28 protein-coding genes are annotated in these 26,058 nt (G+C 61.2%); 11 read left to right on the top strand and 17 right to left on the bottom strand.

Going from position 1 to position 26,058, the window contains the following annotated elements:
- Window positions 1–388: 388 nt before the first annotated feature.
- The gene (locus tag FHX06_RS02325; RefSeq protein WP_183877946.1) at window positions 389–1,141 is read left to right on the top strand and encodes a pyridoxine 5'-phosphate synthase; all 753 of its coding nucleotides are present in this window, start codon (window positions 389–391) and stop codon (window positions 1,139–1,141) included.
- A 124-nt stretch (window positions 1,142–1,265) separates the two neighbouring features.
- On the opposite strand, the gene FHX06_RS02320 is transcribed toward FHX06_RS02325, so the two are convergent.
- A complete protein-coding gene (locus tag FHX06_RS02320; RefSeq protein ID WP_183877944.1) occupies window positions 1,266–2,153 on the bottom strand; it encodes an SDR family oxidoreductase in 888 nt (295 codons plus the stop codon).
- 122 nt (window positions 2,154–2,275) lie between these two features.
- Between FHX06_RS02320 and FHX06_RS02315 the strand changes: the two genes are divergently transcribed.
- Window positions 2,276–2,722, top strand: coding sequence for a winged helix-turn-helix transcriptional regulator (locus tag FHX06_RS02315; RefSeq protein ID WP_112969306.1), 447 nt, complete (start codon window positions 2,276–2,278; stop codon window positions 2,720–2,722).
- A gap of 88 nt (window positions 2,723–2,810) precedes the next feature.
- Here FHX06_RS02315 and FHX06_RS02310 read toward each other — a convergent pair whose 3' ends face one another.
- The 4 genes from FHX06_RS02310 to FHX06_RS02295 all read right to left on the bottom strand — a co-directional run bounded on the left by FHX06_RS02310 (window position 2,811) and on the right by FHX06_RS02295 (window position 6,597).
- Complete coding sequence (locus tag FHX06_RS02310) at window positions 2,811–4,019, bottom strand: MFS transporter (protein WP_018115639.1); 1,209 nt, start codon at window positions 4,017–4,019, stop codon at window positions 2,811–2,813.
- Between the two features lie 93 nt (window positions 4,020–4,112).
- Window positions 4,113–4,736 (bottom strand): TetR/AcrR family transcriptional regulator, encoded by a 624-nt coding sequence (locus tag FHX06_RS02305; protein WP_183877942.1) that lies wholly within the window; start codon window positions 4,734–4,736, stop codon window positions 4,113–4,115.
- 60 nt (window positions 4,737–4,796) lie between these two features.
- Complete coding sequence (locus FHX06_RS02300) at window positions 4,797–5,714, bottom strand: bifunctional helix-turn-helix transcriptional regulator/GNAT family N-acetyltransferase (protein ID WP_183877941.1); 918 nt, start codon at window positions 5,712–5,714, stop codon at window positions 4,797–4,799.
- A gap of 160 nt (window positions 5,715–5,874) precedes the next feature.
- Window positions 5,875–6,597 (bottom strand): aspartate/glutamate racemase family protein, encoded by a 723-nt coding sequence (locus FHX06_RS02295; protein WP_183877939.1) that lies wholly within the window; start codon window positions 6,595–6,597, stop codon window positions 5,875–5,877.
- A gap of 150 nt (window positions 6,598–6,747) precedes the next feature.
- On the opposite strand from FHX06_RS02295, the gene FHX06_RS02290 reads away from it, so the two are divergent.
- Window positions 6,748–7,209: an Lrp/AsnC family transcriptional regulator gene (locus tag FHX06_RS02290; protein WP_029616542.1), complete on the top strand. Its 462-nt coding sequence runs from the start codon at window positions 6,748–6,750 to the stop codon at window positions 7,207–7,209.
- Window positions 7,210–7,297: 88 nt separating this feature from the next.
- Complete coding sequence (locus tag FHX06_RS02285; protein ID WP_183877937.1) at window positions 7,298–8,563, top strand: NAD(P)/FAD-dependent oxidoreductase; 1,266 nt, start codon at window positions 7,298–7,300, stop codon at window positions 8,561–8,563.
- 157 nt (window positions 8,564–8,720) lie between these two features.
- Here FHX06_RS02285 and FHX06_RS02280 read toward each other — a convergent pair whose 3' ends face one another.
- The 4 genes from FHX06_RS02280 to FHX06_RS02265 all read right to left on the bottom strand — a co-directional run bounded on the left by FHX06_RS02280 (window position 8,721) and on the right by FHX06_RS02265 (window position 11,937).
- Window positions 8,721–9,434 (bottom strand): hypothetical protein, encoded by a 714-nt coding sequence (locus FHX06_RS02280; protein ID WP_246715467.1) that lies wholly within the window; start codon window positions 9,432–9,434, stop codon window positions 8,721–8,723.
- A gap of 52 nt (window positions 9,435–9,486) precedes the next feature.
- Window positions 9,487–9,762 carry a hypothetical protein gene (locus FHX06_RS02275; protein ID WP_183877935.1) on the bottom strand — a complete coding sequence of 92 codons (276 nt, stop codon included), beginning with the start codon at window positions 9,760–9,762 and terminating at the stop codon, window positions 9,487–9,489.
- Window positions 9,763–9,791: 29 nt separating this feature from the next.
- Window positions 9,792–10,271 (bottom strand): DUF992 domain-containing protein, encoded by a 480-nt coding sequence (locus FHX06_RS02270; protein WP_183877933.1) that lies wholly within the window; start codon window positions 10,269–10,271, stop codon window positions 9,792–9,794.
- Between the two features lie 619 nt (window positions 10,272–10,890).
- A complete protein-coding gene (locus FHX06_RS02265) occupies window positions 10,891–11,937 on the bottom strand; it encodes an NAD(P)-dependent alcohol dehydrogenase (RefSeq protein ID WP_183877931.1) in 1,047 nt (348 codons plus the stop codon).
- A gap of 200 nt (window positions 11,938–12,137) precedes the next feature.
- Here FHX06_RS02265 and FHX06_RS02260 point away from each other — a divergent pair, with 200 nt between their 5' ends.
- A complete protein-coding gene (locus FHX06_RS02260) occupies window positions 12,138–13,049 on the top strand; it encodes an AraC family transcriptional regulator (protein WP_183877929.1) in 912 nt (303 codons plus the stop codon).
- A 3-nt stretch (window positions 13,050–13,052) separates the two neighbouring features.
- Here FHX06_RS02260 and FHX06_RS02255 read toward each other — a convergent pair whose 3' ends face one another.
- Window positions 13,053–13,409, bottom strand: coding sequence for a DUF4087 domain-containing protein (locus FHX06_RS02255; RefSeq protein ID WP_183877927.1), 357 nt, complete (start codon window positions 13,407–13,409; stop codon window positions 13,053–13,055).
- 172 nt (window positions 13,410–13,581) lie between these two features.
- Between FHX06_RS02255 and FHX06_RS02250 the strand changes: the two genes are divergently transcribed.
- Window positions 13,582–14,247, top strand: coding sequence for a TetR/AcrR family transcriptional regulator C-terminal domain-containing protein (locus FHX06_RS02250; protein ID WP_018115626.1), 666 nt, complete (start codon window positions 13,582–13,584; stop codon window positions 14,245–14,247).
- A gap of 47 nt (window positions 14,248–14,294) precedes the next feature.
- Window positions 14,295–15,314 (top strand): ketol-acid reductoisomerase, encoded by a 1,020-nt coding sequence (ilvC, locus tag FHX06_RS02245; RefSeq protein ID WP_018115625.1) that lies wholly within the window; start codon window positions 14,295–14,297, stop codon window positions 15,312–15,314.
- Window positions 15,315–15,365: 51 nt separating this feature from the next.
- Here ilvC and FHX06_RS02240 read toward each other — a convergent pair whose 3' ends face one another.
- The 4 genes from FHX06_RS02240 to FHX06_RS02225 all read right to left on the bottom strand — a co-directional run bounded on the left by FHX06_RS02240 (window position 15,366) and on the right by FHX06_RS02225 (window position 17,792).
- Window positions 15,366–15,941 (bottom strand): class I SAM-dependent methyltransferase, encoded by a 576-nt coding sequence (locus FHX06_RS02240; RefSeq protein ID WP_112546790.1) that lies wholly within the window; start codon window positions 15,939–15,941, stop codon window positions 15,366–15,368.
- Complete coding sequence (locus FHX06_RS02235) at window positions 15,938–16,315, bottom strand: type II toxin-antitoxin system VapC family toxin (RefSeq protein WP_112546791.1); 378 nt, start codon at window positions 16,313–16,315, stop codon at window positions 15,938–15,940. The genes FHX06_RS02240 and FHX06_RS02235 overlap by 4 nt, the downstream gene beginning before the upstream one ends.
- Window positions 16,315–16,524, bottom strand: coding sequence for an AbrB/MazE/SpoVT family DNA-binding domain-containing protein (locus tag FHX06_RS02230; RefSeq protein WP_112546792.1), 210 nt, complete (start codon window positions 16,522–16,524; stop codon window positions 16,315–16,317). The genes FHX06_RS02235 and FHX06_RS02230 overlap by 1 nt, the downstream gene beginning before the upstream one ends.
- 170 nt (window positions 16,525–16,694) lie before the next feature.
- The gene (locus FHX06_RS02225) at window positions 16,695–17,792 is read right to left on the bottom strand and encodes a branched-chain amino acid aminotransferase (RefSeq protein ID WP_029616541.1); all 1,098 of its coding nucleotides are present in this window, start codon (window positions 17,790–17,792) and stop codon (window positions 16,695–16,697) included.
- Window positions 17,793–18,095: 303 nt separating this feature from the next.
- On the opposite strand from FHX06_RS02225, the gene FHX06_RS02220 reads away from it, so the two are divergent.
- A complete protein-coding gene (locus tag FHX06_RS02220; RefSeq protein WP_112969315.1) occupies window positions 18,096–19,313 on the top strand; it encodes a PLP-dependent aminotransferase family protein in 1,218 nt (405 codons plus the stop codon).
- A gap of 24 nt (window positions 19,314–19,337) precedes the next feature.
- Here the strand turns inward: FHX06_RS02220 and FHX06_RS02215 are convergent, their stop codons facing one another.
- From FHX06_RS02215 to FHX06_RS02205, 3 genes are all read right to left on the bottom strand, one after another.
- Entirely contained in the window at window positions 19,338–20,381 is a 1,044-nt protein-coding gene (locus FHX06_RS02215; protein ID WP_183877925.1) for a DUF2278 family protein, read from the bottom strand.
- Between the two features lie 94 nt (window positions 20,382–20,475).
- A complete protein-coding gene (locus FHX06_RS02210; RefSeq protein WP_113210680.1) occupies window positions 20,476–21,534 on the bottom strand; it encodes an aldo/keto reductase in 1,059 nt (352 codons plus the stop codon).
- A 169-nt stretch (window positions 21,535–21,703) separates the two neighbouring features.
- Window positions 21,704–22,042, bottom strand: a complete 339-nt coding sequence (locus tag FHX06_RS02205) for a hypothetical protein (protein ID WP_183877923.1) — start codon at window positions 22,040–22,042, stop codon at window positions 21,704–21,706.
- Window positions 22,043–22,266: 224 nt separating this feature from the next.
- On the opposite strand from FHX06_RS02205, the gene FHX06_RS02200 reads away from it, so the two are divergent.
- From FHX06_RS02200 to FHX06_RS02190, 3 genes are read left to right on the top strand one after another with little or no spacing between them, the layout of a single operon-like run.
- Entirely contained in the window at window positions 22,267–23,244 is a 978-nt protein-coding gene (locus FHX06_RS02200; RefSeq protein ID WP_018115616.1) for an ABC transporter substrate-binding protein, read from the top strand.
- Between the two features lie 7 nt (window positions 23,245–23,251).
- Entirely contained in the window at window positions 23,252–24,946 is a 1,695-nt protein-coding gene (locus FHX06_RS02195) for an ABC transporter permease (RefSeq protein ID WP_183877921.1), read from the top strand.
- Window positions 24,934–25,953, top strand: coding sequence for an ABC transporter ATP-binding protein (locus FHX06_RS02190; protein ID WP_183877919.1), 1,020 nt, complete (start codon window positions 24,934–24,936; stop codon window positions 25,951–25,953). The genes FHX06_RS02195 and FHX06_RS02190 overlap by 13 nt, the downstream gene beginning before the upstream one ends.
- Window positions 25,954–26,058: the final 105 nt, after the last annotated feature.

Genomic DNA, 26,058 nt, shown 5'->3' with positions numbered 1-26,058 from the left:
GCGAGTGGGGTTTCCTCTAGCGTTCTTATCGTTGGAAGAAGCAGTACTCGGCGTACTTGACTCGTTTACGCAGCGCCCACTTTATGCGCGGACGGTTTCTTTTGTAAGTGCTAAAAATAACCGTTTTTAAATGGGATAGCAATGTCAGGGCATCCCGGTCCACCTCTTGCTCCGGTGTGTGGTATAGAGGAACCACAGTGTTTTCCGCCATTCACGAATGATCTTCGAAGGGAACGGAAATTACTGTTTCCGGTACGCTGATGATGCCGGTCGTCATGGGAGGCGTGGCCATCAAGGCCAGGCATGAATGCATACGCGAATCTGATTGGCCTTCGCTGCCGCCTTGGCTTAAAAGCAGGGCCAGTCCCCACCCCAGACGGATATCGCCATGCCCGCCAAACTCTCCGTGAACCTCAATGCAATCGCCATGCTGCGCAACCGGCGCGACCTGCCCTGGCCAAGCGTGGAAGGGCTCGGGCGCATCGCGTTACAGGCCGGCGCTTCGGGCCTGACCGTGCATCCGCGGCCGGACCAGCGGCATATCCGCTTTTCCGACCTTCCGGTCATTCGCAACCTTATCGACGACGAGTTTCCGGACGCCGAATTCAATATCGAGGGCTATCCGACGGAGGAATTCCTGGAGCTCTGCGCCACGGCCCAGCCCGAGCAGGTGACGCTCGTGCCTGACGATCCTTCGCAGGCGACCTCCGATCACGGCTGGGATTTCCGCAAGCATCAGGCTTTCCTGACCGATGTCGTGGGACGGCTGAAGAAGATGGGATTCCGCGTTTCGCTTTTTGCCGATGGCGATGGCGACGCGGAGGCTGTGAAAGCCGCGAAAGCGACGGGTGCTGACCGGATCGAGCTTTACACCGGCCCCTATGGCGGCTGCTACGATGCGCCTGAAAGGGCGGGGCCGATCCTCGAAGGGCTCGGCAAGACGGCGGATGCGGCGCTTGCCCTCGGCCTTGCTGTCAATGGCGGCCATGACCTGACGGTGGACAACCTGCCAGCGCTGGTGAAGCGCATTCCCGATCTCGCCGAGGTTTCGATCGGCCACGGGCTGACGGCCGATGCGCTGGAATATGGCATGGCGGAAACGGTGCGCCGCTTCTGCCGGGCATGCGGCCAGAAAATCTGACAAGAAAGGCCCGCCCTCTGTGGATGAAAGGGCGGGCATTCGAGCGGCGCGCGTCCATTCGGACGCACAAAGGCCGCTCTTACGAAAATCGATTCCGATCTTCGGGCCGATGCTGCGGGCCGGCTCAGGCGATGAGAGCGGCCTTGTTGGCGATGAAGTAGTCCTTCAGCGACTGCGGTTCCTTGCCCGTCAGCCTGGTGAAGTCATCGGTGACGATGTCGAACTTGCCAGCTCGGATATTGGCGTCGGCAGAGACGAGCATGTCGGCAACGAAGCCCGGCAGGCCGGCGCCGCGGAGGCCCTGGCCGAGCTGCTCGTCGGTCACGGTGACGACGTCCAGCGGCTTGCCGGTGGCCTCGGTGGCGATGGCGGCGATTTCCTTTGATGTCAACGACTGCTTGCCGGTCAGCGTGTAGATGGCGCTTGCCGAGATGCCGGCTGCAAGAACCGAGGCAATGGCGAGTGCGCAGTCGTCACGCGAGATGGTCGAGATCTTGCCGTCACCCGCCGAGGTGAACCATTTTCCGGCCTGCAGATTGTGCGGCATGCTGTGCATGTAGTTGTCGTGATACCAGGCGTCGCGCACGATCGTGTAGGGGATGCCGCTTTCCTTGATGGCATTTTCGGTGCCGAGGTGGTCGGGCGCGAAGGTGACGAGCGAATTATCGGGGGCCGGCATCGAGGTGTAGGTGATGTGCTTTACCTTGGCCCTGACGGCGGCGGCGACGGCGGCCTTATGCTGGATCAGGCGCTTGCCGGGTGTGTCGAGCGCGTCAGTGCTGATGATCAGCAGGCGGTCGACGCCGGCAAAGGCGGCTTCGAGGCCGGCGGCATCATCGAAATCCGCCTTGCGGGTGACGACACCCTTGGCAGCGAGACCGGCGAGCTTTTCCGGGCTGCGGGTCGCGGCGATGATGTTCGCCGGAGCGACCTTGTAGCTTTCGATCAGGTGATGGACGACACGCTGGCCGAGCTGGCCTGCTGCGCCGGTGACGAGAATGGTTTCGCTCATGATATCCTCTACAGTGGTTGAACAGGTGGTCTCAAAAAGAGAGTAACACTAGAATAGGAATTGACCTGATGCTGTAAAGGAGGCAGTTTTTGGGGAGTTCGTTACCAAAAGGGAACCAGCTCATGGCAGGAACCATCGTTAGCCTGAAGGATAGAACGCGCCAATCGGCAGGACCTGCGGACGGGCAGGGCGGCGCGCGGCGCGAGATCGATCTTGCCAGCCTGGATTTCACCAATTGTCCGGTGCGGGATGTGTTGCAGCAGATCGGCGGCAAATGGTCGACCCTGCTTCTGGAGGCGCTGGCCAAGCAGCCCTATCGCTTCGGCGAGTTGCGCCGGATGATCCCGGATATTTCCCAGCGCATGCTCACCCAGTCGCTGCGTGACCTGCAGCGCGACGGCTATATCGAGCGGGAGGTTTTTCCGACGAAGCCGCCGAGCGTGGAATACCGGATGACCGATTTGGGCCGCTCGCTCTATACAGCGCTGTCGCAGCTTCTGAACTGGGCCGAAGCGAACCATGACGGAGTTCGGGCTGCCCGGCTTCGCTTCGACGCCGATGCTGTGTAGAGCGCAATTCCGGACGCAAAACCGCTGCACACTTTTGCTGGAATTGCTGTAGGGGATCAGGCGGACAAGCCGCCTGATCCTGAAATGATTACTTCTCGCGGCCTTCCGTCAGGAAGAACAGGAAGGCGACTGCCGGAAAGCAGAAGCCGATCCAGGCCGCCATCGTCCAGCCACCCGTTGCATAGGCCCAGCCGCCGAGCGCCGAACCGATGGCGCCGCCGGTGAAGAAGGTCGCCATGAAGAGGCCGTTCAAGCGGCCACGATGTTCCGGGCTCAGCCCGTAGATGGCGCGCTGGCCGCAGACGAGATTGGTGGTCACGCCGAAATCCAGGAGGATCGCAGCAGCCGTCAGCAGGATGAGCGCCATCAGCGAGCCATCGGTGGCGAAGTGGCTGATGAGGAAGGAGCCCATGCCGAGCAGCATGGCGAGCGTGGATGCGACCTTCGTCATGCCGCGATCGGCCAGTCGGCCGGCAATCGGCGAGGCAATGGCGCCGGCGGCACCGGCAAGCGCAAAGAGGGCGATGCCGCTCTGCGAGATGCCGAAGGCGGGGCTGGCGAGCAGCAGCGGCGCAGTCGTCCAGAACAGGCTGAAGGCGCCGAACATGCCGGCCTGATAGAGGGCGCGGCGCTGCAGCACGCGCGAGTTCACCGCCAGATGGCCCATGGAGGCCAGCAGTTCACCGTACCGCAGCTTGGTGTGGGGGACGCGGACCGGCAGGTTGGCGCGCAGCACGATGCCGAGGGCGATCATGACCGCTGCAGTGACGTAATAGACCATATGCCAGGACGAGGCTTGGGCAACGAGGCTCGCGAAGGGGCGGGCGAGCATGATGCCGCAGAGCAGGCCGCTCATGACATTGCCGACGACCTGGCCGCGCGTCGCGTCCGGCGCCATGCTGGCGGCGAAGGGGACGAGGACCTGCGCTGCGACCGAGGCGAGACCGATACAGAGCGAGGCCGTCAGGAACATGCCGGGCGTGGAGGAGAAGGCCGCGCCGACGAGGGCAAGTGCGGAGCCGACAGTCAGCGTCAGGATGAGACGACGATTTTCGAAGAGGTCGGCAAGCGGCACCAGGAGGAGAAGGCCGAGACCGTAGCCTATCTGCGTGAGCGTGACGATGAGGCCAGTTGCGGCAGGCGAGAAACCGAGATCGGCGCTGATCAGGCCTGCCAGTGGCTGGCCGTAATAGAGGTTGGCGGCGACGAAGCCGCAGGAGGCTGCAAAAAGGAAGGTTAGCCAAGGGGATAGGGCACGAGGCAAGGCCGCATCCTGAGTGGTGGCTGAAACGCTCATCAGAAACTCCAAGAGGCAATGATTGGGAGGATTGAATGCAATTTTATCGTTTGCCGCCACCCGATCCCTGACCGGATGACGGTATTTCTCTCATCAAGTTACGAGACGCATTGCGGCCTCGGCCGCAGCCATCATCTCTTTCTCGCCGCGTCCCGTCCTCCCGATGACGCGAAAGCCCTTGGTCAGGCAGAGAAATGTGAGGGCGGTGGTGTCGGCATCCACGGTTGACGGGATCGTACCATCGGCCTGGCCGATGCGGATGAGATCGGCCATCAGCTTTTCATCAGCGGAAAAGGCGGCGGCCACATGTTCCGCGGCTTCCTCATCGAGCAGCGAAATGTCGTTTGCGCCACCGACGACGAGGCAGCCCTTGAGGCCCGCTTCGCCGTGGGAAAGCTCGGCGTAATACAGGACCATCTGGAAGACCTTTTCGCGGCCCGTCTTTACGGATGCGATCTTCGCCTCCAGCCGGCCGCGGCCGAGCTGGCGATAGCGTCTGAAGGCGGCAAGAAAGATGCCGCGCTTATCCTTGAAAGCCTTGTAGACGCTGCCGGAGGCAAGGCCCATGGCTTCGGTCAATTCGCTGATGGAGGCGGCATGGTAGCCGCGCTCGGAGAACACGCGCAAAGCCGCATCGAGTGCCGAGTCCATGTCGAATTCGCGCGGGCGGCCGCGGCTGCGGGTTTTCGGGTCAGGTGTGAGTGTGTCAACGGTCATGGCGCCTAATTAGGGAATGACCGTTTCCAAATCAAGTAAAATTTCTGCCAGGCAGCAAAATCAGAGGTCGAGCACCCAGGTCTGGCCGTTCGCTTCCGGGCCGAACATGCGATGTCTCTCTTCGGAGACAAGCCGGAAGCCGGCCTTCTGATAGATGGCACGGGCGGTGTGGAGGAAGTCGTTGGTCCAGAGCGAAATCTGCCGGTATCCCTTGCGGCGGGAGAAGGCGATGCACTCGTCGACGAGTTGCCTGCCAAGGCCGAGACCGCGGGCGGCCTTGTCGACATAGAGCAGGCGGAGCTTGGCAACGCCATCGCCACCATTGGTGATCAGCACCGAGCCGAGATTGATGCCGCCGCGCTCGGCGATCCAGCAATATTCCATCTCGGGATCGAAACTGGCGAGGAACTTGCCGGCGACGTCGGCGACCAGCCCCTCGAAGCGCAGGTCCCAGCCGTATTCCTCGGCATAGAAACGTCCCTGGCTCTGGACGATCCAGCCGATATCGCCGGCGCGATGCGGGCGGATGACGGGGGCTGCCGGTTTTGCCTGAGGATCGAGGATCGCGCGGATCGTTCGCATGGCGGCAATGGCGGCCTGCGGCTCGCCATCGGCGAGCGTATTGAAGCGGGCGGCGATCTGGGCGTTGGAGCGGCTGCCAAGCTCTTCGAACTGGGCGCGTCCCCTGGCGGTGACAGTGAGAATCTGGCTGCGCTGATCGGCCGGATCGGGCGTTGCCTCAATGAAGTGTTCTTCGCGAAAGCGCTTGAGGATGCGGCTGAGATAGGCGGGATCGAGCTGCAGGTCGCGGGCGAGGACGCCGGCATTGACGCCATCATGGGCGCCGATCTCGAAGAGCACGCGCGCATCGGTCAGCGTGAAGGGGGTATCGAGATAGGCCTTGTTCAGAAGGCCGAGGAAGTTCGTATAGAAGCGATTGAATTCGCGGGCGGACTCGATGAGGGCAATATCGGTCATGGCAGGGTCTCCTACAGCATCGGCCCGAAAATCCGCTTCGATTTTCGGTAAGCCTGATGCGCAGATTCAAAGAGATAGAACACCGTGCGTCAGAATGGACGCACGGCGTTCTATCGAAACCCTGCTGCTTTTATTTGACTGAGTCAACTAAATTGATGGCTCAGGCCGCGTCTTCTTCTTCGTTTGGGAGTTCTCCCTCGAACGCGAAATCGACAGCGGCGCGGGCGTGGATCGTCGTCGTGTCGAAGCCGGGCAGGGGCAGATGATCGGGATCGAGGATCAGGCAGATCTCGGTGCAGCCGAGGATGATGCCATCGGCGCCCTTGGCGTGGGCGCGTTCGATCACGGCCATCAGTTTTTCCCGCGAGCTGTCGAGCACCTTGCCGGCGCAGAGCTCGTTGAAGATGATGTCATGGACGGTGGTGCGGTCGGCGGCATCAGGCACGACGATGTCGAGGCCGAGGCTCTTCATGCGCTCGGTATAGAAGCCGTGCTCCATCGTGTAGCGCGTGGCGAGCAGCAGCGGGCGCTTGCAGCCTGCTGCGTGGATAGTCTTCGCGGTCTCGTCGATGATGTGGATCAGCGGCACGGAGATGTGTGTCGCAACCTCGGGCGCGATCAGATGCATGGTGTTGGTGCAGATCAGCACGCAATCGGCACCGGCAATCTGCAGGCGCAACGCAACATCGCCGAGGCGCGAGGCGGCCTTGTCCCAGGCGCCGGCCTTCTGCAGGGCAACGATCTCTTCGAAATTCACCGAATGCATGGTCAGTTCGGCAGAGGCTAGGCCGCCCAGGCGCTCACGCACCATTTCGTTGATGAGACGATAGTAAACTGCCGAACTTTCGAAGCTCATGCCGCCGATGAGGCCGATTGATTTCATGGATGCTCGCTCCCTGGAGTGTTTTCTGATGTCCTGATGATGCTGCAGATCGGGCGCGATGTGTTTGCGTTGTTTGTTCTTTTGCATCGTTCTGTGCTATACTTTTGCACCATTTTCGATTTCTCTGCAAAATTTCAGCGTGGACTTTTCATGATCGACGATCGCGACAGGCGGATTCTCGATATCCTGCAAGAGAATGCAGGCATCTCCGTGACCGAGCTTGCCGAACAGGTGGCGCTTTCGGTTTCGGCCTGTTCGCGGCGCATCCAGCGGCTGGAAGAGACCGGCCATATCGCGCGGCGCATCGTCGTGCTCGATCGGGAGAAGATGGGCGTGCCGACGACCGTCTTCGCGCTTGTGAAGACCGCACATCATTCCGACGAGTGGACCGAGAGTTTCCGGCGGGCGATCAGCGATATCCCCGAGATCGTCGAGGCGCACCGGCTGACCGGCAACTACGATTACATCCTCAAGATCGTGCTGCCGCGCGTCGAGCACTACGACGTCATCTACAAGCGCATCGTACGCCGCATCGAGCTTTTCGATGTCTCTGCCTCGATCTCCATGGAACTGATGAAGAGCGGCACCTCGATACCTGTCTCCTATGCCTGAAGTCGTGGGCAGGCATGCTGAAACGGCGGTTGAATCCTTCCTGTGAAAGGCGACATTTGCTGCAGCGAAATGACGAAAGGGTAGGGTCATGAGCGAACATCATGTCGTCGTTGTCGGCGGCGGTTTCGGCGGGCTGCAGCTCGTCAACGGGTTGAAGGGGGCGGGCGTGAAGATCACGCTGATCGATCGGCGCAACCATCATCTCTTTCAGCCGCTTCTCTATCAGGTGGCAACCACGATCCTGTCCACTTCCGAGATCGCCTGGCCGATCCGCCACCTCTATGCCGACCGGCCCGAGGTGACGACGCTGCTCGGCGAGGTCAATGGCGTCGATGCACAGGCAAAGACCGTTACGCTGCGCAGCGGCATGGTGCTGAACTACGACACGCTGGTGCTGGCGACCGGCGCCACGCATGCCTATTTCGGCCATGATGAATGGGAACCGGTCGCACCCGGCCTGAAGACGCTGGAAGATGCGACGACGATCCGCCGCCGCGTGCTGCTTGCCTTCGAGCGGGCGGAAGTGGAAAGCGATCCTGCGGTGCGCGATGCGCTCCTGACCTTTTCCATCGTCGGCGCGGGCCCGACTGGTGTCGAGCTTGCCGGCATTATTGCGGAGCTCGCGCATTTCACACTGCCCAAGGAATTCCGCAATATCGATACGCGCAAGACCCGTGTCGTGCTGATCGAGGCAGGACCGCGCGTGCTGCCTGCCTTTGCCGAGGATCTCTCGGCCTATGCGCGGAAGGCGCTCGAAAAACTCGGTGTCGAGGTTCTGACGGGAACGCCGGTGACACAGTGCACGGCCGATGGCGTAACCATGGGTGAGGCCTTCATTCCGAGCCGGACCATCGTGTGGGCGGCGGGCGTGCAGGCCTCGCATGCGGCGCTCTGGCTTGGCGTGCAGGCCGACCGGGCAGGGCGCACCGTCGTCGAAAAGGATCTGACGGCACCGGGCCTGCGGGATGTCTTCGTGATCGGTGACACGGCCTCCGTCACCCAGGAGAATGGCAAGCCGGTGCCGGGTATTGCGCCGGCTGCCAAGCAGCAGGGCGGTTATGTCGCGAAGGTGATCCGCGCCCGCATGTCCGGCAAACCCGCGCCTGCGCCATTCAAATATTTCCATCAGGGGAGCCTGGCAACGATCGGCAAGAGTGCGGCGATCATCGATTTCGGCCCTTTCAAGCTCAAGGGCTGGCTTGCCTGGTGGATCTGGGGTCTTGCCCATATTTACTTCCTGATCGGCACCCGCTCGCGTTTCAGCGTCGCCTGGAACTGGTTCTGGATCTATATGAGCGGCCAGCACAGCGCCCGGCTGATCACCCAGCGCGAGACGATGCGCGACGACGGCTAGCAAAAGGCGCACCCGGTCGCGACAGCCGCGCTGACGAAATTACGTCCACTCCGGCTGGATACGGATGTTACCGGGCTATCCGGAAATTGCGCGGCTGTAGGGGCATGGCTGTACGTGTCTCGAGGGCGGGAATTCTATCCCGCCCATTCATCCCGGCTTATTGCCAGCTGCCGTTGGGCAGGCGGCCGTGATAGGGCGTGTCGCGGCAATGTCCCCACGGGCCGAGCCAGTAGCCGGGAGGGCAGGGGTTGGCTTCGACCGGCGGATAGTACGGAGGGGGATAGTAGGGCGCTGCATAGCCCGGGCGGGCCGCCAGGCCAAAGGCGGCGCCTGTCGCAAGGCCCAAGCCATACCAGCCGGCATTGTTCCAGCCGCGCCAATGATCGATGAAGACGGCGGCAGGCCCGGAGGCGCCGGCAAGGCTCCCTTCCAGCACTGAAACGTCGAAAGTCAGCGTCGTGCCCTCGAGCTTGGGCGATTTCAGCGTGACGACAGCATCGGCAATGTTTGAGCCACCGCCGAGGACGGAGACGGTGGCATTGGGTGGATCCGCATCGAAGTTGTCAGGTCCGGTCCCCCATTGCTTGACGAGTTCGTCCGTTGCCAGATGGCCGGCTGCCCGGACGGGCCGGTCTGCGAAGATGATGGCGTTTGCGGAGACGCCCGTCAGGGTCAGCTTGTCTCCTTCAAGCTTTGCGCCATCCGAATTGACGACGATCAGCGATGCGACCGGTCCCTGGCGACTGACCTGGCCGACAGTCTTCTCGAGCGGAACATGCGGCTTCGGGACTGCGTCCTGAGCGAGAGCGCTGCCGCCGAGCAACGCTAGAGTAGCTGCAAGCAACAGTTCGATCGTTGATGTGCGTGTCATCGATACCTTCCTTTTGGGGATGCTGATTGCCACTGGTCGATGCGGTAGCCGCCTAGCCGCCACCATGCTCGGCGGCATAGGCGATGCCTGCCTGCACTTCGGCCATGGCCTGCTCGATGAGGCCGACGGCCCGCTCCTTGTGCCCGCCCTTGTTGGGAGTGGCGCGACGCAAGGCAGCGAGGGCGTTTTCGAGGGCACGCATCGCCGCGTCCATATTGCCCTGGTTAGCCATGGCAGGTGAGGCCGCGAGCGTTGCCGCCGGTCCGGCAGCCAGGGCGACGCCCATTCCGGCAAGGAGATTTCGGCGTGCGAGAATGAGTTTAGGCATGTCATTTCCTTTCGCTGCGGTTGGGTTGTCTATTCGGAGGCGGTCAGTGTCACCCGGAGCACGCCGGTTGCGATGTTGATGCCGGTTTCGCCGTCAACGGAAAGCGGCTGCAGAGAGAAAGACTGATCGTTGCCGCCGACGAGCGCATTGGCCCCGACACCGACGCCCACGGATGCACCTGCGCCGACGCCCACATACTTGCCGGCAAGCGCGCCTTTCGGGACGCCGCGCATTGCGGATGCGACACCCCAGATCAGATGGCCCTGATCCACCTTGCCAAGCTCGATGCCATATTCATCGATGCTGCCGTTGTAGTTTTCGGGCTGTCCACCATCGGGCTTGAACTGACAATTGAGTGACTGCTTGCGGCTCAGTATCTCTCCGACGCCCTTCGAGACGTCGCAGGAGAGGATGCCGATCTTTGCAACATCGGCATGGCCCGGCCCTGCAGTCGCGGCCAGCATGGCCACGACAAGCATTATTCCACCGGTGCTTTTCGAGATATTCATGATGAAGTCCCCTTTTCCATCAAGTTGCGACAAGGCAGGACGCGCAGCTACTGTCAGGCAGGCTGGCCGTCGTAGGGAGTGCTGCGGCAGTGTCCCCACAGGCAATGCGAGAAAGTAAAGGTACGACGGAGGTCTAGATCGTCGTTTTGAGCATCGGTCTTCTGAAGTTGCAGATATGCGAAATCGACGGCCCGACGTATGTCCGCAGCCGGATGCTACTACGGATACTTCAATTATATCCGCCCATTACTGAATGCTTTATGAGGCATCGCGAACATACATTGGCTTTGATATGCCGAAATATGCCTGAGCGACATAATGAGTCGTAAATAGAACATTTATCCAAGCAGTTACTTATTGCGCGCGCTGGATAGACTTGGGGAGTTCGGTCTTTGGGAAGGGCTGGTTGTGATCTTCTCGTCGCTGCAGCCTAAGCGAGAATGCGTGGGGGAACGGGGAGAATCTCGCGTTCGGGAGCGGATGATCGGGCATTCGCTCATGCCGCCGCACCCAGTTCCACGGGCAGAGCCTGTCGGGCAGTTGCTCTGACGATGCTGTCGCCATCAGTGCAGGATCCGGACATGAAAAGGGCGGCTCGAGAGCCGCCCTTTTTGTTTCATCAGGCTGCCAGCGAGGCGATGTCGATGACGAAGCGGTAGCGCACATCGCTCTTCAGCACGCGCTCGTAGGCTTCGTTGACCTGCTGGATGTTGATCTTCTCGATCTCGGAAACGATGTTGTGCTTACCGCAGAAGTCGAGCATTTCCTGGGTTTCCTTGATCGAGCCGATCATCGAGCCGGAAATGCTCTTGCGGCCGGGGACCAGCGAGAAGGCGTGGACCGGGATCGCATTTTCGGGAACGCCGACCACGACGAAGGCGCCGTCAACCTTGACGAGACCGAGATAGGCGTTCCAGTCGATCTCGGCGCTGACAGTGCAGATGACGAGGTCGAAGGCGCCGCGGAGCTTGGTGAAGGTTTCCGGATCGTTGGTGGCGTAATATTCCTTGGCGCCGAGCTTCAGGCCGTCTTCCTTCTTGGACAGCGTCTGGGAGAGCACGGTGATATCGGCACCCATGGCCGCACCGAGCTTGACGCCCATATGGCCGAGGCCGCCCATGCCGACGATCGCGACCTTCTTGCCGGGGCCGGCGTTCCAGTGGCGCAGCGGCGAATAGAGCGTGATGCCGGCGCAAAGCAGCGGTGCGGATGCATCGAGCGGAAGGTTGTCCGGGATGGACATGACATAGCCTTCCTTGACGACGATCGAGTCGGAATAGCCGCCCTGGGTGCGGGTCTTGCCGTCGGCTTCGAACTCGTTGTAGGTGCCGACGAGGCCCGGCATGTACTGTTCGCGGTCGACGTCGCGGGTGGCGCAGCCGACGCAGGAATCGACGAAGCAGCCGACGCCGACGCGGTCGCCGACCTTGAACTTCGTCACTTTGGAACCGACAGCCCTGACGATGCCGGCAATCTCATGGCCCGGAACGATCGGGTAGACGGCGTTCTTCCATTCGTTGCGGACAGTGTGGATGTCCGAATGGCAGATGCCGGCAAACTTGATGTCGATGACGACATCATCCTCGTTAGGATCGCGGCGTTCGAAAGTAAAAGGGGTCAGCGGCTTGGAAGCGTCAGTCGCGGCGTAACCTCTGGCAATAGGCATGGGTGCCTTCCTTTCCGATTTGGGAGGGTGGGGTGAAAGGGGTGGCTGAACTATTGCGCGGAACCTTGCAGCAGCGTTAGAGCGATACTCTCAGCTTTTTGCACGATCCTGCAAAAGTGAGCCGGCCACTTGTTTGCGAAATGGAAAAGCAGTCTTAAATTGGGATCAGATCGCAGGCCTGAGACAGAAAGAGTTGCCGCATGACATTGCCCTTCAGCCCCTATCGGGAAATCGTCGATATCGCGATGCGGTTTGCGCCTGGTGACGGTGAGTTTCGTACATCGATCGGCAATCTTCACATCAGCCGCCGCTCCAATCCCAGCGATCCGCTGCACAGCAGCTACAAGCCGTGCTTTGCCTTTGTGCTGCAGGGCGCCAAGAGCCTGCGCCTTGGCGATGAGTTCATCAGCTACGGAACCGGGGACTATCTGCTGACCTCGCTCGATCTGCCGGTTGCCTGGCGCATCGCCGAGGCCAGCCCCGAGGTGCCGCACCTCTGTCTCGGGCTCGCAATCGATTCCGAAAAGCTGCTGGAGCTCTTGAGCCGCATCGACATTCCGCGCCCGGCCGCCCATACCGACGGGCAGCGCGGCATGACGGTCAACGTCGCGCCGCCGGAGCTTCTGGATGCTGCCGTGCGCCTGCTGCGCTTGCTCGATCGTCCAGGCGAAATTCCAGCCATGGCGCCGCTGATCGAGCAGGAAATACTTTACCGGATACTGACCGGCCCCGATGGCGAACGGCTGATCAATATCGCGACGGCGGACAGCCAGAGCAACCGGATTGCACGCGCCGTTGCCTGGCTGAAGGAGAATTTCGCCCGGCCGCTGCGCATCGAGGAGTTGGCCGAGCATGTCAGCATGAGCGCGTCGTCGTTTCACCATCACTTCAAGTCGGTGACGGCGATGACCCCGATGCAGTATCAGAAGCAGCTTCGCCTGCACGAGGCGCGCCGGCTGATGCTGGTGGAACGGCTCGATGCCGGCACTGCCGGCCACCGCGTCGGCTATCAGAGCCCATCGCAATTCAGCCGTGAATATAGCCGTCTCTATGGCGCGTCGCCGTCGCGCGATGTCGACGGCGCGCGCGAGGTCATGGCAGCAGCCGAGTAAGCCTCAGCCCGGAAATTTCAGCGCCTTGTCGTTACGGCACTTGGCAAGCGACAGCTGGCGGAAGGAGAGGATCTGCGTGATGCGTTCCTCGCCGTCGGTCTCCACGCCCATGCAGGCGCAGGCATAACCGTAATTGCCGTTGGTCTTGACATAATCATGCTCGGAGATGTCGGGGATAAGGTCCATGCCCTCGGGCTCATCGTTGCCGCCCTGCGTCATGATCGTCCAGGTGTTTTGCGCATCGTCCAGCCACCAGTTTCCGGGCGTCGGGTTCTGGATCCAGCCGCAGCGCGTCTCGGCGGCGAGGGCCGGAAGGGCAAGCGCAAGCGACAGGGCAACGGTGAGGGCTGTTGTTTTCATGAGCGATTCTCCTTGGCTTTCAGGTTCAGCTATTTGCCTGCCTTCGAACAGCCGAATTCCGCTGTTTCATATGACATGAAAAATCTCCTGATGGCTCTTGACGAGGGCCTGCCATCTGGCGCATAAACGCCACGAACCGTACCGTACGGTACGTAAATGGGGAGTTGAAACCGTGTCAGTCGATGTCGCAGAGCCGAGCGAGTTTTCGCCACGCCAGAACGCTGTTCTGGAGCAGGCGCTGCAGCTTCTCGTCGATGGCGGGGAGAAAGCGCTGACGACCTCGGGTGTTGCGCGCGCGGCCAACTGCTCCAAGGAAAGCCTCTATAAATGGTTCGGCGACCGTGACGGTCTTCTGTCTGCAATGATCGCCTATCAGGCGAGCAAGGTGCGCACCTTCGAGCGCAGCGGCGAGCGGCTGACCTATACGAGCCTGCACGACCATCTCGTGATCTTCGCCCGCGACCTTCTCGAGGTTCTGGCCGGCGACGTGTCGCTGGCGCTCAACCGGCTGGCGATCGGCCATGCCAGTGCACATGATTCGCATCGCGACGGCTCCAAGCTCGGCAAGCTCTTGCTCGAACGCGGCCGCCGGCAGATCGACCGCCGCGCCATGGCACTGATCGATGCCGGCAAGAGGGCAGGGCTGCTGCGCTTCCATGATGCCGACGAAGCCTATCATACGTTATACGGCCTCATCGTTTCCGACCTGCATGTGCGCATGCTGCTCGGCGAGCCGGGCCTCAAGGATACCGCGCGTCAGGCGGAGAAGGCGGTAACAGCCTTCCTGCGCCTCTACGGCACGGAGAAAGTTCTGGCGGAGATGCCGATCCTCGGCTGAACCGCTTTTCTGACAGTCAACAGACAAGCAAAAGGGAAGGAATTTCAATGCGCGTCTATTACGATCGTGATGCCGATCTCAACCTCATCAAGTCGAAGAAGGTCGCCGTCATCGGCTACGGTTCGCAGGGTCGCGCCCATGCGCTGAACCTCAAGGATTCCGGCGCCCAGAACGTTGCCATCGCGCTCAAGGCCGGTTCGCCGACCGTCAAGAAGGCCGAAGCCGACGGCTTCAAGGTCATGACGGTTGCCGAAGCTGCCGCCTGGGCTGACCTGATGATGATGGCAACCCCGGACGAATTGCAGGCCGATATCTACAAGGCCGAGATTGCTCCGAACATCCGCGACGGCGCTGCCATTGCGTTTGCCCACGGCCTCAACGTTCATTTCGGCCTGATCGAGCCGAAGGCTTCGGTCGACGTCGTCATGATCGCCCCGAAGGGTCCGGGCCACACGGTTCGCGGCGAATACCAGAAGGGCGGCGGCGTTCCCTGCCTCGTTGCCGTTCACCAGAACGCGTCCGGCAACGCACTTGAACTCGCTCTCTCCTACGCCTGCGGCGTCGGCGGCGGCCGTTCGGGCATCATCGAAACCAACTTCCGCGAAGAGTGCGAAACCGACCTCTTCGGCGAACAGGTCGTTCTCTGCGGCGGTCTCGTCGAACTCATCCGCGCTGGTTTCGAAACGCTGACCGAAGCCGGCTACGCTCCGGAAATGGCCTATTTCGAATGCCTGCACGAAGTGAAGCTGATCGTCGACCTAATCTATGAAGGCGGCATCGCCAACATGAACTACTCGATCTCCAACACGGCCGAGTGGGGCGAATATGTCTCCGGTCCGCGCATCATCACCGCCGAGACGAAGGCCGAGATGAAGCGTGTCCTGACCGATATCCAGACCGGCAAGTTCACGTCGGATTGGATGCAGGAATACCGCGCTGGCGGCGCACGCTTCAAGGGCATCCGTCGTCTGAACGACAGCCACCAGATCGAGGAAGTCGGCACCAAGCTGCGTGCCATGATGCCCTGGATCGGCAAGAACAAGCTGGTCGACAAGTCCGTCAACTAAGCGACTTCAGGACAGTAATCACGAGAGGCCGGGGCGAAAGCTCCGGCCTTTTCATTTGCGGGTGGCAAGATGCAGCCAGCGGGTCGGTTTACCGTCATAGCCGCCGCCATCGACCTCGTTGATCGAGATATCCCTCCAGCCGCCCGCGTCGAGCAATGCCTGCAGCCATTCCATCGAAGGATAGTTGTAATAGCGCCCGAAGCTGTCATGGCCTTCGGCGGTACCGGCCTTGAAGCTCGCATGAAAGACGCCGTCCTGCTTCAGGGCGCTACGGATGAGAGTGAGGATGCCGGGCAGATCTGCGCGAGGTACGTGCAGGAGGCTCGCTTCGGCCCAGACGCCATCGAATTCCTCATGTGCGGACAGTTCCTCGAAACGCATGATTTTGACGGGCCTGCCGATCAGCTTCTCGGCCTGGCGAGCAAGCTCAGCCGAACCATCCGTCGGCGTAACGTCGAAGCCTTTGGACAGCATATAGGCGCAATCCTGTCCGCCACCGCAGCCGAGTTCGAGGATGCGAGCCTTCTCGGGTAGTGCGGCGAGGAATGCATCGAGCCTTGCGGTAGGCGGCTTGCGATCGCGGGCGGCGTAAGTTTCGGCGTTGTCGTCGTAGAAGGAAGTGGTCATGGATTCTTCCCGATATAGACCACGCGGTCCAGATCCTTGAAATGAGCGTCCAGTGTCAGGACATCGGCATCGTGCAATTCGGCAGTGGCATAAATGATCGCATCGGCAAGCGCGAGCTTGCGTTTGGCCGACACTTCGGCGGCGCGGCGGGCGAGGGCCGTATCAAGGGGCGCGATGACGCAGGTGGCGGTATAGGCGAAAAAGGAATCGACGGCGTCCTCACCGCGTTCGCGCTCCAGCCATTTGGCGAGCTCGAGCTGGACGATCGTGGGGACAATGCATTCTGTCCGCGCGGGCATTTCGCCCTGCAGGCGATCCGCTGCGGGGCCCTGGGTCAGCCATTCGATCCAGGCCGAGCTATCGACGACGCGCATCAGAAACGGTCTTTCCTGTCGCGATAGTTGGCGGGGTCGGCGCCTTTGGCGATGCCCTTGAGATCGGCGAGTTCGGGGACGGGGATGAGCAGAACGCCTTTGCCCTTCGGGATGAACACGAATTCCTGGCCTGCGGACCAATGCTGCTGCTCGCGCACTTCCTTCGGAATGGAGATCTGGAACTTTGCAGAGAGAGTTGCTGTTGCCATTCTTACGTTTCCTATATCGATCGTTATAGGGTAAGAATATCGTTCGCCGCCGTCAATGGTGAGTGATTTTCCGCAATAAAAAACCGGGCGATAAGCCCGGTTTCGAAGTCCTGTTTTACCTGAGATTCGCCACGGGAACGCCATAGCATTCCCGATATTCAGGATTGAGATCAGAGAACGCGGCGGGTCCAGCCGCGCTCGTCGTTGGTGACGCCCTTCTGCAGGCCGACCAACTGCTGGCGCAGTTCTGATGTCAGCTTGCCGGTCTGGCCGTCGCCGACCTTGAACTCGCCGTCGGCATGACGGACCAGGCCAATGCCCGCGAGCACGGCTGCCGTGCCGCAAGCGAAGGCTTCGACGAGCTTGCCGCTCGCCGCATCCGCTTTCCATTCCTCGAAGGAATAGGGGCGTTCCTCGACGCGCAGGCCCTTTTCCTTGGCGAGCACGATGACCGAGGCACGGGTGATGCCGGGAAGGATGGTGCCGCCGAGGGGCGGGGTGACGATCGAGCCGTCATTCATCGCGAAGAAGACGTTCATGCCGCCGAGCTCTTCGACCCAGCGATGTTCTGCCGCGTCGAGGAAGACGACCTGGTCGCAATCCTTCTTGGCCGCTTCAGCCTGGGCGACGAGGCTGGCTGCATAGTTGCCGCCGCATTTTGCAGCACCGGTGCCGCCGGCGGCTGCGCGGGTATAGGCGGTTTCGACCCAGAGGGAAACGGCCTTGGCGCCGCCCTTGAAATAGGCGCCGACCGGGGAGGCGATGATGCAGAAGATATATTCCTGGGCCGGCCGAACGCCGAGGAAAGCCTCATTGGCGAACATGAAGGGGCGCAGGTAGAGGCTGGCGTCACCGGAGGGTATCCAGTTCTTGTCGACACGGACAAGTTCTTCGACCGCCTTCAGGAAAAGTTCTTCCGGCACGGCGGGCATCGCCATGCGGGCGGCCGACTGCGCGAAACGGCGGGCGTTCTCTTCGGGCCGGAAGAGCAGGATGCGGCCATCGTCCGCCTTGTAGGCCTTCATGCCTTCGAAGATTTCCTGGGCGTAGTGCAGGACGGCGCTTGCAGGATCGAGCTCCAGCGGGCGGCGCGCCGTCACCTTCGCATCGTGCCAGCCCTTGTCGGCGGTCCAGCGTGCCAGGACCATATGATCCGTGAAGATCTTGCCGAAGCCGGGTGTTTCCAGTGCCTTGATGCGGTCGGCGTCGGAGACGGGAGACTTGTGGAATTCGATTGTGATTTCATGAGAGGTCGACGTCGCGGTCATGCTGGCACCTTGATAGTCCATTGAATAATGGCCGGCACACTACTGCCGCCGGGCCGGTTTTGGAAAGGTCTGAATGAGCCGATTTTGCTCGTGATCGGACGAATAATTCAGCGATGTGGCGAATGTTGAGCCAATGACGCAGACCATCGGTTTGGCTGCGTGAAATCCTGGAGATTGGCGCCAAGGCGTCGGACTGCCGGATCACCGACTTGTCACAGTGACAAGAAAATAGGTCAGCATTGTTGACATAAATTGCGCGGCATGGTGATCTGCAAACAACATAAAAAAAGATGAGGAAACCCCATGCTGAACTGGGATTCGATGTTTGCGACGCGCTCGTCACGGATGCGCGCTTCGGAAATCCGCGAGCTTCTGAAACTTCTCGACCGGCCGGATATCATCTCCTTTGCCGGCGGCATTCCGGACCCGGCACTGTTTCCGGATCAGGAATTCAAGAAGGCCTATGCGGATATTTTCGACAGTGCGGCCGTGAACTCGGCGCTGCAATATTCGGTATCGGAAGGCTACAAGCCGTTGCGCGAATGGCTTGTCAGGCAGATGGCGGACCTTGGCATTCCCTGCGAGCTCGAGAATGTCTTCATCGTCTCAGGCTCGCAGCAGGGCCTCGATTATCTCGGCAAGCTGTTTCTCTCGCCCAACGATACGGCGCTCGTCACCTGGCCGACCTATCTCGGCGCGCTGCAGGCCTTCAATGCCTATGAGCCCGCCTACGACCAGTTGACACCAGGCGGCAACCGCACGCCGGGTTCCTATCGCGATGCGGCTGCCCAGAAGGGCGGCAAGGTGAAGTTCGCCTATCTCTCGGCCGAATTCTCCAACCCGACCGGCGAAACTGTCGATCGCGAGGGTCGCGAGAAAGTTCTCGATCTTGCCGAAGAGCTCGACATCGCCGTCATCGAAGATGCCGCCTATCAGTCGCTGCGGTATGACGGCGATCCGATCCCACCTATCCTGGCGCTGGAAATTGCGCGGAAGGGACATATCAACGATACGCGCACGATCTATTGCGGCAGCTTCTCCAAGACGCTGGCGCCCGGCCTTCGCGTCGGTTTCATCGTTGCCAATGCGCCCGTCATCCGCAAGCTGGTGCTGATGAAGCAGGCGGCGGACCTGCATTCGTCGACCATCAACCAGATGGCAATTTCGGAAGTTGCCGAGCGTGGTTTCGACGCGCAGGTCGCCAAGATCAGGGCCGCCTACAGCCAGCGGCGGAATTGCATGCTGGCGGCGCTTGAAAAATACATGCCATCAGGCACAAGCTGGACGAAGCCGGAAGGCGGCATGTTCATCTGGGTCACCCTGCCGGAGGGCATGGACGGCGCGAAGCTTCTCGCCAAATCGCTCGAAAGCGCCAAGGTCGCCTTCGTTCCCGGCCGGGCTTTCTTTGCCGATGGTTCGGGTGCCAACACGTTTCGTGTCAGCTTCTCCTGCGCCAACGAGAGGATGATCGAGGAGGGCATTAGCCGTCTCGGCCAGCTGATCGCCAGCGAGATCGGCTGATATGTCGAGATGCATGGGCGGCGATCAGAAGATCGTCGTCCAGCCTTCGTTGGCGGTTTCGCTCTTGCCGTAGCCGACACGGTCGGCGACCGCTCCATCGGCATTGACGAGCATGATATCGCCGCCCTTGTTGGCAAGCTGCGGGCCGCCATTTTCCGGGTCGAGCGTCACGGTACGGAATTCGCCCGATGCGAGAGAGCCCGAGAGTCTTTGGCGGCGGCCTTCGCCATCTTCCAGCGACCAGCCCTCGATCGACATGGCGACATCCGACCGGTTGATGATCGTCACCGTCTCGTCCTCGGTGCCGTCAGGGTGGTTCACCGGGTTGATCATGGCGGCGATGATGCGCAGCGACGAGGCGACGATCGGTTGCGGGCGGCGAGTGCCTTCGCCGCGGCCCTGACCGCCCCTGTTGTCACCGACCGGATGGCCAGTATTGGCGTCCGTATTCCAGTTCTGCGACTGGAAGCCGAGGAAGATCGCCGCCCAGTGATCCTCATCCAAAAAATGGATCAGCAGCGCGCCGTCCTGATTGGGGGCGTTGGTGGCGCGGAAGCTGCCGCTGTCGCCCTGGTTCATGTGGATGTCGTGGATGCCGTTGCCGGGCTCGAAGCCGAAATATTCGTCCGGCTTGTTGTTCTCAGGTCCCCAGGCTTCACCAAAGGCGTAGAAATGGATGGACTTGTCGGCGATGCCTTCCTGCACGATGGGTTCGATGAAATCGCGCAGGTCGTTCTTCGGTCCGGCGAGCTGGAAGGGCGCAACATCCATGTCCTCGCGCTCGATGATGCCGCCGCGCACATAGTCGATCGCCAGATCCTGCCGGTCGCCCCTGATATCCGTGAGGCCCATCGGCAAGGCGGCGAGCTCTGCCGTCAGCTCCGCGTGCTGGAAGTCCATGACATTCGCATAGAGCAGATCGTGCGGCGATTCCTTCGAGCGCACGTTCATGGCGATGCGATAGCTGACGTCACCGGCCTCGAGGCGAATTTCGATATGCGGATCGTTGTCGTCGTCAAGGGCGAGCGCCGAAGCCGTACCCTTCAGCACCTTGTAATTCCGGAGCATGATGAACCTCGTGGTGGGGGCGAGGTTCACGATAGCATGGCGGAATTGCATCTTTTGTGACGCCGGTTACCCGCCATGCAACGTTTTGGAGAGTTTACTTCTTCACATGCGGGGCGAAGAGTTCCATGTCGGCTTCGCTCAGCCGCTCATTGGCCGTGTTGAGCTGGTGCCAATAGGGATAGATGACCGGCGGCACGCTGACATCGTCGAGACGCTTGCGCTCGTCGGCAGACAGTTTCAGCTCGGCGGCGGCGAGATTGTCCTTGAACTGGGCTTCGGTGCGGCCGCCGATAATGACCGAAGTGACCGCCTTGCGGCCGATCAGCCAGGCGAGCGCCACCTGGGCTGCGGAAACGCCGCGTTGCTGGCCGATCGCGACAAGCGTCTCGACGATGTTCCAGAGGCGGTTTTCGTCGCGGATCGGCGGTTCGGTCCAGCCGGCGAACTGGCGGGTGCCTTCGGGAGCGGCGGCATTGCGGCGGTGCTTGCCGGAGAGAAGGCCGCCGGCGAGCGGGCTCCAGACGAGCACGCCGAGGCCCTGGTCGATCGAGATCGGCAGCAGTTCATATTCCGCGTCACGGGCTTCCAGCGTATAGTGGATCTGCTGGCTGACGAAGCGCTGGTACTTGTTTTCATTGGCAACGCCGAGCGCCTTCATGATGTGCCAGCCGGAATAGTTCGAGCAGCCGACATAGCGCACCTTGCCCTGCTTGATGAGCGTATCGAGCGCTTCCATCGTTTCTTCGAGCGGCGTCTGACCGTCCCATTCGTGGACCTGGTAGAGATCGATGACATCGGTCTTCATGCGCTGCAGGCTCGCCTCGCATTCGCGGATCAGGTGATAGCGCGACAGGCCGCGATCGTTAGGGCCGTCGCCCATGCCGAAGCGGGCCTTGGTGGCGAGCAGCACGCCATCGGGACGCTTGCCGCCGAACACTTCACCGATGATGCGCTCGGATTCGCCGTTGGAATAGACATTGGCAGTGTCGATCAGGTTGACGCCGGCATCGAGGCAGATATCGACCATGCGGCGGGCTTCCTGCACGCCGAGATCGCCGACCGTCTTGGCCCAGCCGACGCCGCCGAAGGTCATCGTGCCCACGGTCACGGTGGAAACTTTAAGGCCGGAACGGCCGAGCAAACGATATTCCATTGAAATTCCTCCTCTTGAAAATGGCCTGATTGACGTACCGCAACGGAATGCCGAGGCAAGCGCGATGCTGTTCACGCCTGTGTGAATTTACGCCTTTGCCGACGCCTGTGCGAGCCTATTAGACAACGGGTTTCCATGCGAGCGCGAGGCATGTTGCCCGCAACCAGCGCTATTTCCTTGTCCTCACAGCGATGATCATATCCGCTGCAACGAGCGGTTCGCTGTGCTCCATCCGGCGCGACAATTCGTGGATGAAACCCGGTCTTTCATTTTTGCTGACGGCGTCGAGCAGGGCCTGACGTGCGGAACTGCAGGAGTTGGCAGCGATCAAGCCCAATTCCAATGGCGAGCCGTTCTGCGGAGCATAGGCAACTGCGCGCGACCACATGCAGTCCCTGTAGGCTAAAGCCTCAGGATAATCCTTCAAATCTTTGGACGTTTTACCGTCTGTCGTCTGACATGCGGCGAGAATTGCACAGGCAAGCAGGGTTACAATTCGGATCTTCATGCAAACTCCAGGCTGTTGAAAATGGCTTGGTTTTATAGAGATCTATATCGTGCAATCTTAAGTTTAGATTATTTTGCGGCGCTATCGACAAAGACAGCAGGTCTCTCATCGAAAAACGTGTGAGGATATCGGCTTCGCCGGCTGAAGCCGAGCTGCAGCCTCCTGTCACACCGCTGTAAAACACCCCCAATAAGGAGGGGCATCATCATCCGAGGATTCCTTCCATGAAAACTCTAGTTTCCGCCGCAGCACTTCTTGCCGCGAGCCTTCTCGCTATCCCGGCTTCCGCTGCCAACCTCGTTCTCTACACCAGCCAGCCGAACGAAGACGCGCAGGCGACCGTCGATGGCTTCATGGCCGCCAATCCCGATATCAAGGTCGACTGGGTGCGCGACGGCACGCCTAAGATCATGGCGAAGCTTCAGGCTGAAATCCAGGCCGGTAACCCGGTTGCCGACGTTCTCCTGATCGCCGATGTCGTCACGCTCGAGCGCCTGAAGGAAGACGGCAAGCTGCTCGCCTACAAGTCGCCGGAAGCTGCAAACTACGACGCTGCCCTCTTTGACGCCGACGGCTACTACTATTCCACGAAGCTGATCACGACCGGCATCATGTACAACACGTCGGCTGCCATGAAGCCGACGAGCTGGAAGGATTTGGCCAAGCCGGAAGCCAAGGGTCTCGTCACCATGCCGAGCCCGCTCGCTTCGGGTGCAGCCCTCATCCACGCCCAGACGCTTGCTGCCGTTCCGGGCCTCGGCTGGGATTTCTACAAGTCGCTCGCCGACAATGCTGCTGTCGCGTCCGGCGGCAATGGCGTGGTGCTGAAGTCCGTTGCTTCGGGCGAAAAGGCTTACGGCATGGTCGTCGATTACCTGCCGATCCGCGAAAAGGCCAAGGGTGCTCCGGTCGAGTTCGTCTTCCCGAGCGAAGGCGTTTCGGCCGTCACCGAGCCGGTCGGCATTCTCGCCAGCGCCAAGAATGCCGATGCCGCCAAGAAGTTCGTCGATTACGTTCTCTCGGAAAAGGGCCAGGAAGGTTTCCTCAAGCTCGGCTATATCCCGGCTCGCAACGGCATGAAGCTGCCTGACGGCTTCCCGGCGCGCGATACGATCAAGGTTCTGCCCATCAATGCCGCCGAGGCTCTCAAGAATACCGACAAGGATCTGAAGACCTTTACGGATCTGTACGGTTCGAAATAATAGACCCATGCAGGGCTATGTACGTGCAGGAAGCAGCCAGCCCGTCTGGCTGTTTCCTTTTATTGCTTCGGTGGTTCTCTTCCTCAGCGTGCTGCCCCTGGCGCGGCTCGCGATCGTCGGCATTTCCGCCTTTGCCAATGGCGGCGTCATGGTGGTCCTTTCGGACCCGATGGTCTGGTCGGCGGTCTATTACACCATCGTCACGGCGGTCCTCGGCACGGTCATCTCGCTCGTCATCGGCTGCGCCTTCGCCTATCTCTTGGCGCTCACCGATATCCCGGCCAAGGGGCCGCTCAGCTTCTTCTTCGTGCTGCCGATGATGATCCCGCCGCAGGTGACGGCGCTCGCCTGGGTGCAGATGTCGGGGCCGTCGAGCCCGCTTCTGAAGGCACTGCATATCGCGCCGCCGCTGGGGTCGCCGCAGCCGCTCTATTCTATCGGCGGCATTGCGCTGCTCTACGGCGTGCAGCATGCGCCGCTCGTCTATCTGGCGCTGAGGGCAGGGCTGATGACCCTGCCGCGCGACGGGGTGGAGGCGGCGCGGCTGTCAGGTGCGTCGAGCCTCAGGGTCTTCCGCGATATCATCCTGCCGCTGTCGCTGCCGGGCGTGATTGCGGGGGCCGCGATCTCCTTCGTCTCCTGCACCGGCAATTTCGGCATCCCGGCCATTCTCGGCATTCCCGCCTCGATCTTCACACTGCCGACGCTGATCTTCTCGAAATTCACCGCCTTTACCGGCCGCACCTTCGGCGATGTGGCGCTGCTGTCGGCCATCATCGCGCTGATCTCGGTTGCGGGCCTGGCGATCCAGGACCGGGCGCTGCGCGGGCGCGATTATCGTGTCATCGGGCTTTCGGGTGCGACGGCCGCCTTCGAGCTTGGCGGGTGGAAGCTCCTCTTCACCCCGTTGCTCTGGATCGTGCTGTTCTTCATGCTGGCCGCGCCCTTCTTCGCGCTGGTCGCGGGGGCTTTGGTGCCTGCCTATGGCGTGCCGCTCACCTTCAAGACGATGACCTTCCATGCGTTCGAAGAGATTCTCTTCCGGCAGGCGGTAACGCGTACCGCCTTCGTCAACTCGCTCTCGCTCGCAAGCGGGGCGGCGGTCGGGCTGCTCTTCGTCACGGTGCTGGCGGCCTATGCACTGACGCGGCGCAGGGATGGGCTGTCGCGCATCGTCTCCAGCCTCGTGGAAATACCCTATTCGCTGCCGGGCATCGTCATGGCCGTGTGTTTCATCCTCGTCTTTGCCGCGCCTGTTCCGGTGCTGAACGTGACACTTTACGGCACGGTCTGGATCATTCTCATCGCCTATTTCTCTTCCTTCTTTGCCGTCAGCCTGAAGCCTGTCGTCAGTGCCTTTCATCAGCTCGATCCGGCGCTCGAAGAGGCGGCACGGCTTTCCGGTGCCGGCTTCTTCCGACGGCTGAAGGATATTATCGTGCCGCTGATCGCGCCGGCGGCCGGCGCATCCGTCATCCTCGTTTTCCTGATTGCCTGCAACGAGCTGACGATCTCGGCGCTGCTCTGGTCGGCGGGCACGCAGACGCTCGGGGTCGCCATCTACAATCTCGATGACAGCGGCAGTTCCGATCTTGCATCGGCTCTGTCCGTGCTCGTCGTCTTCATGGTCGTCGCCATGATGCTGCTTCTGGAGCTTCTGGCGAAACATCTGCCCAAGGGAGTGGTGCCGTGGCGAAGCTGATCCTCAATCAGGTGGCCAAGGATTTCGGCACGGGCAGAGCGGCTGTCAGCGGCTTTTCGCTCGATGTGCGCGAGGGCGGCTTTCTCGCGGTGCTCGGCCCCTCCGGCTGCGGCAAGACCACGGTGCTGCGCATGATCGCCGGTTTCGAGACGCCGAGCGACGGATCGATCCATCTCGGCGAACGGCTGCTGGCCGATGCCTCGCAATCGCTGCCGCCGGAAAAGCGCAACATGGCGATGGTGTTCCAGTCCTACGCGCTCTGGCCGCATATGAGTGTGGCCGACAACGTCGGCTATCCGCTGAAGGTGCGCGGCATCTCCGGCGAGGCCTACAAGGCCCGGGTGCGGGATGCGCTGTCGACCGTGCGTCTTGTCGATTATGCCGAGCGGCGTCCGGCCGATCTGTCGGGTGGTCAGCGGCAGCGCGTGGCGCTTGCCCGCTGCCTCGTGACATCGCCCGACGTCGTGCTGCTTGACGAACCGCTCGCCAATCTCGACCGGCATCTGAAGCAGGAGATGGAAGAGACGTTCCGTGAGTTCCACCAGCGCTCGGGCGCCACGATGATCTATGTGACGCATGACCAGAGCGAGGCGATGGCACTGGCGACCGACATCGCCGTCATGTCCGAAGGACGGCTGCTGCAGGTGGCACCGCCGGCGGAGATCTATGCGCGGCCGGAAGGACGCATGGTCGGCGGGCTGATCGGCCGGGGCGCGATCATCACGCTGCCGGTCATGGGCGGCGAGCGTCAGCTCGAGTGGGATGAGCTCGAGGGGGCGCTGCATGCGGCCAATATCGATGGCGCGGATATTCTGGTGCGGCCGGAAGATGTCGTTATCGGCGGCGAGGGGGCTCCGGCAACCATCGAATCCGTGCTTTTCGAAGGCGAGCGTTATGCCGTGAAGCTCACGCTCGGCAACGGCCAGGCGCTGCGCGCCTACAGCCGCGTGGCTGTTGTGCCTGATGAAGCCGTGCACGTCGTCATCCGCGCCGGCTGGCGGCTCTGAAGACGAATGGCTTTGCGAAGCGCGCTTTCGGGTCTAGGTGTCTTCATGCAATTCCGGGAAAACCGCTGCACATTTTTACTGGAATTGCTTTAGTTGTATCCGTGA

Source organism: Rhizobium sp. BK512, assembly GCF_014194915.1.
GTDB lineage: Bacteria > Pseudomonadota > Alphaproteobacteria > Rhizobiales > Rhizobiaceae > Rhizobium.
This window is presented reverse-complemented; position numbering and strand designations above follow the sequence as displayed.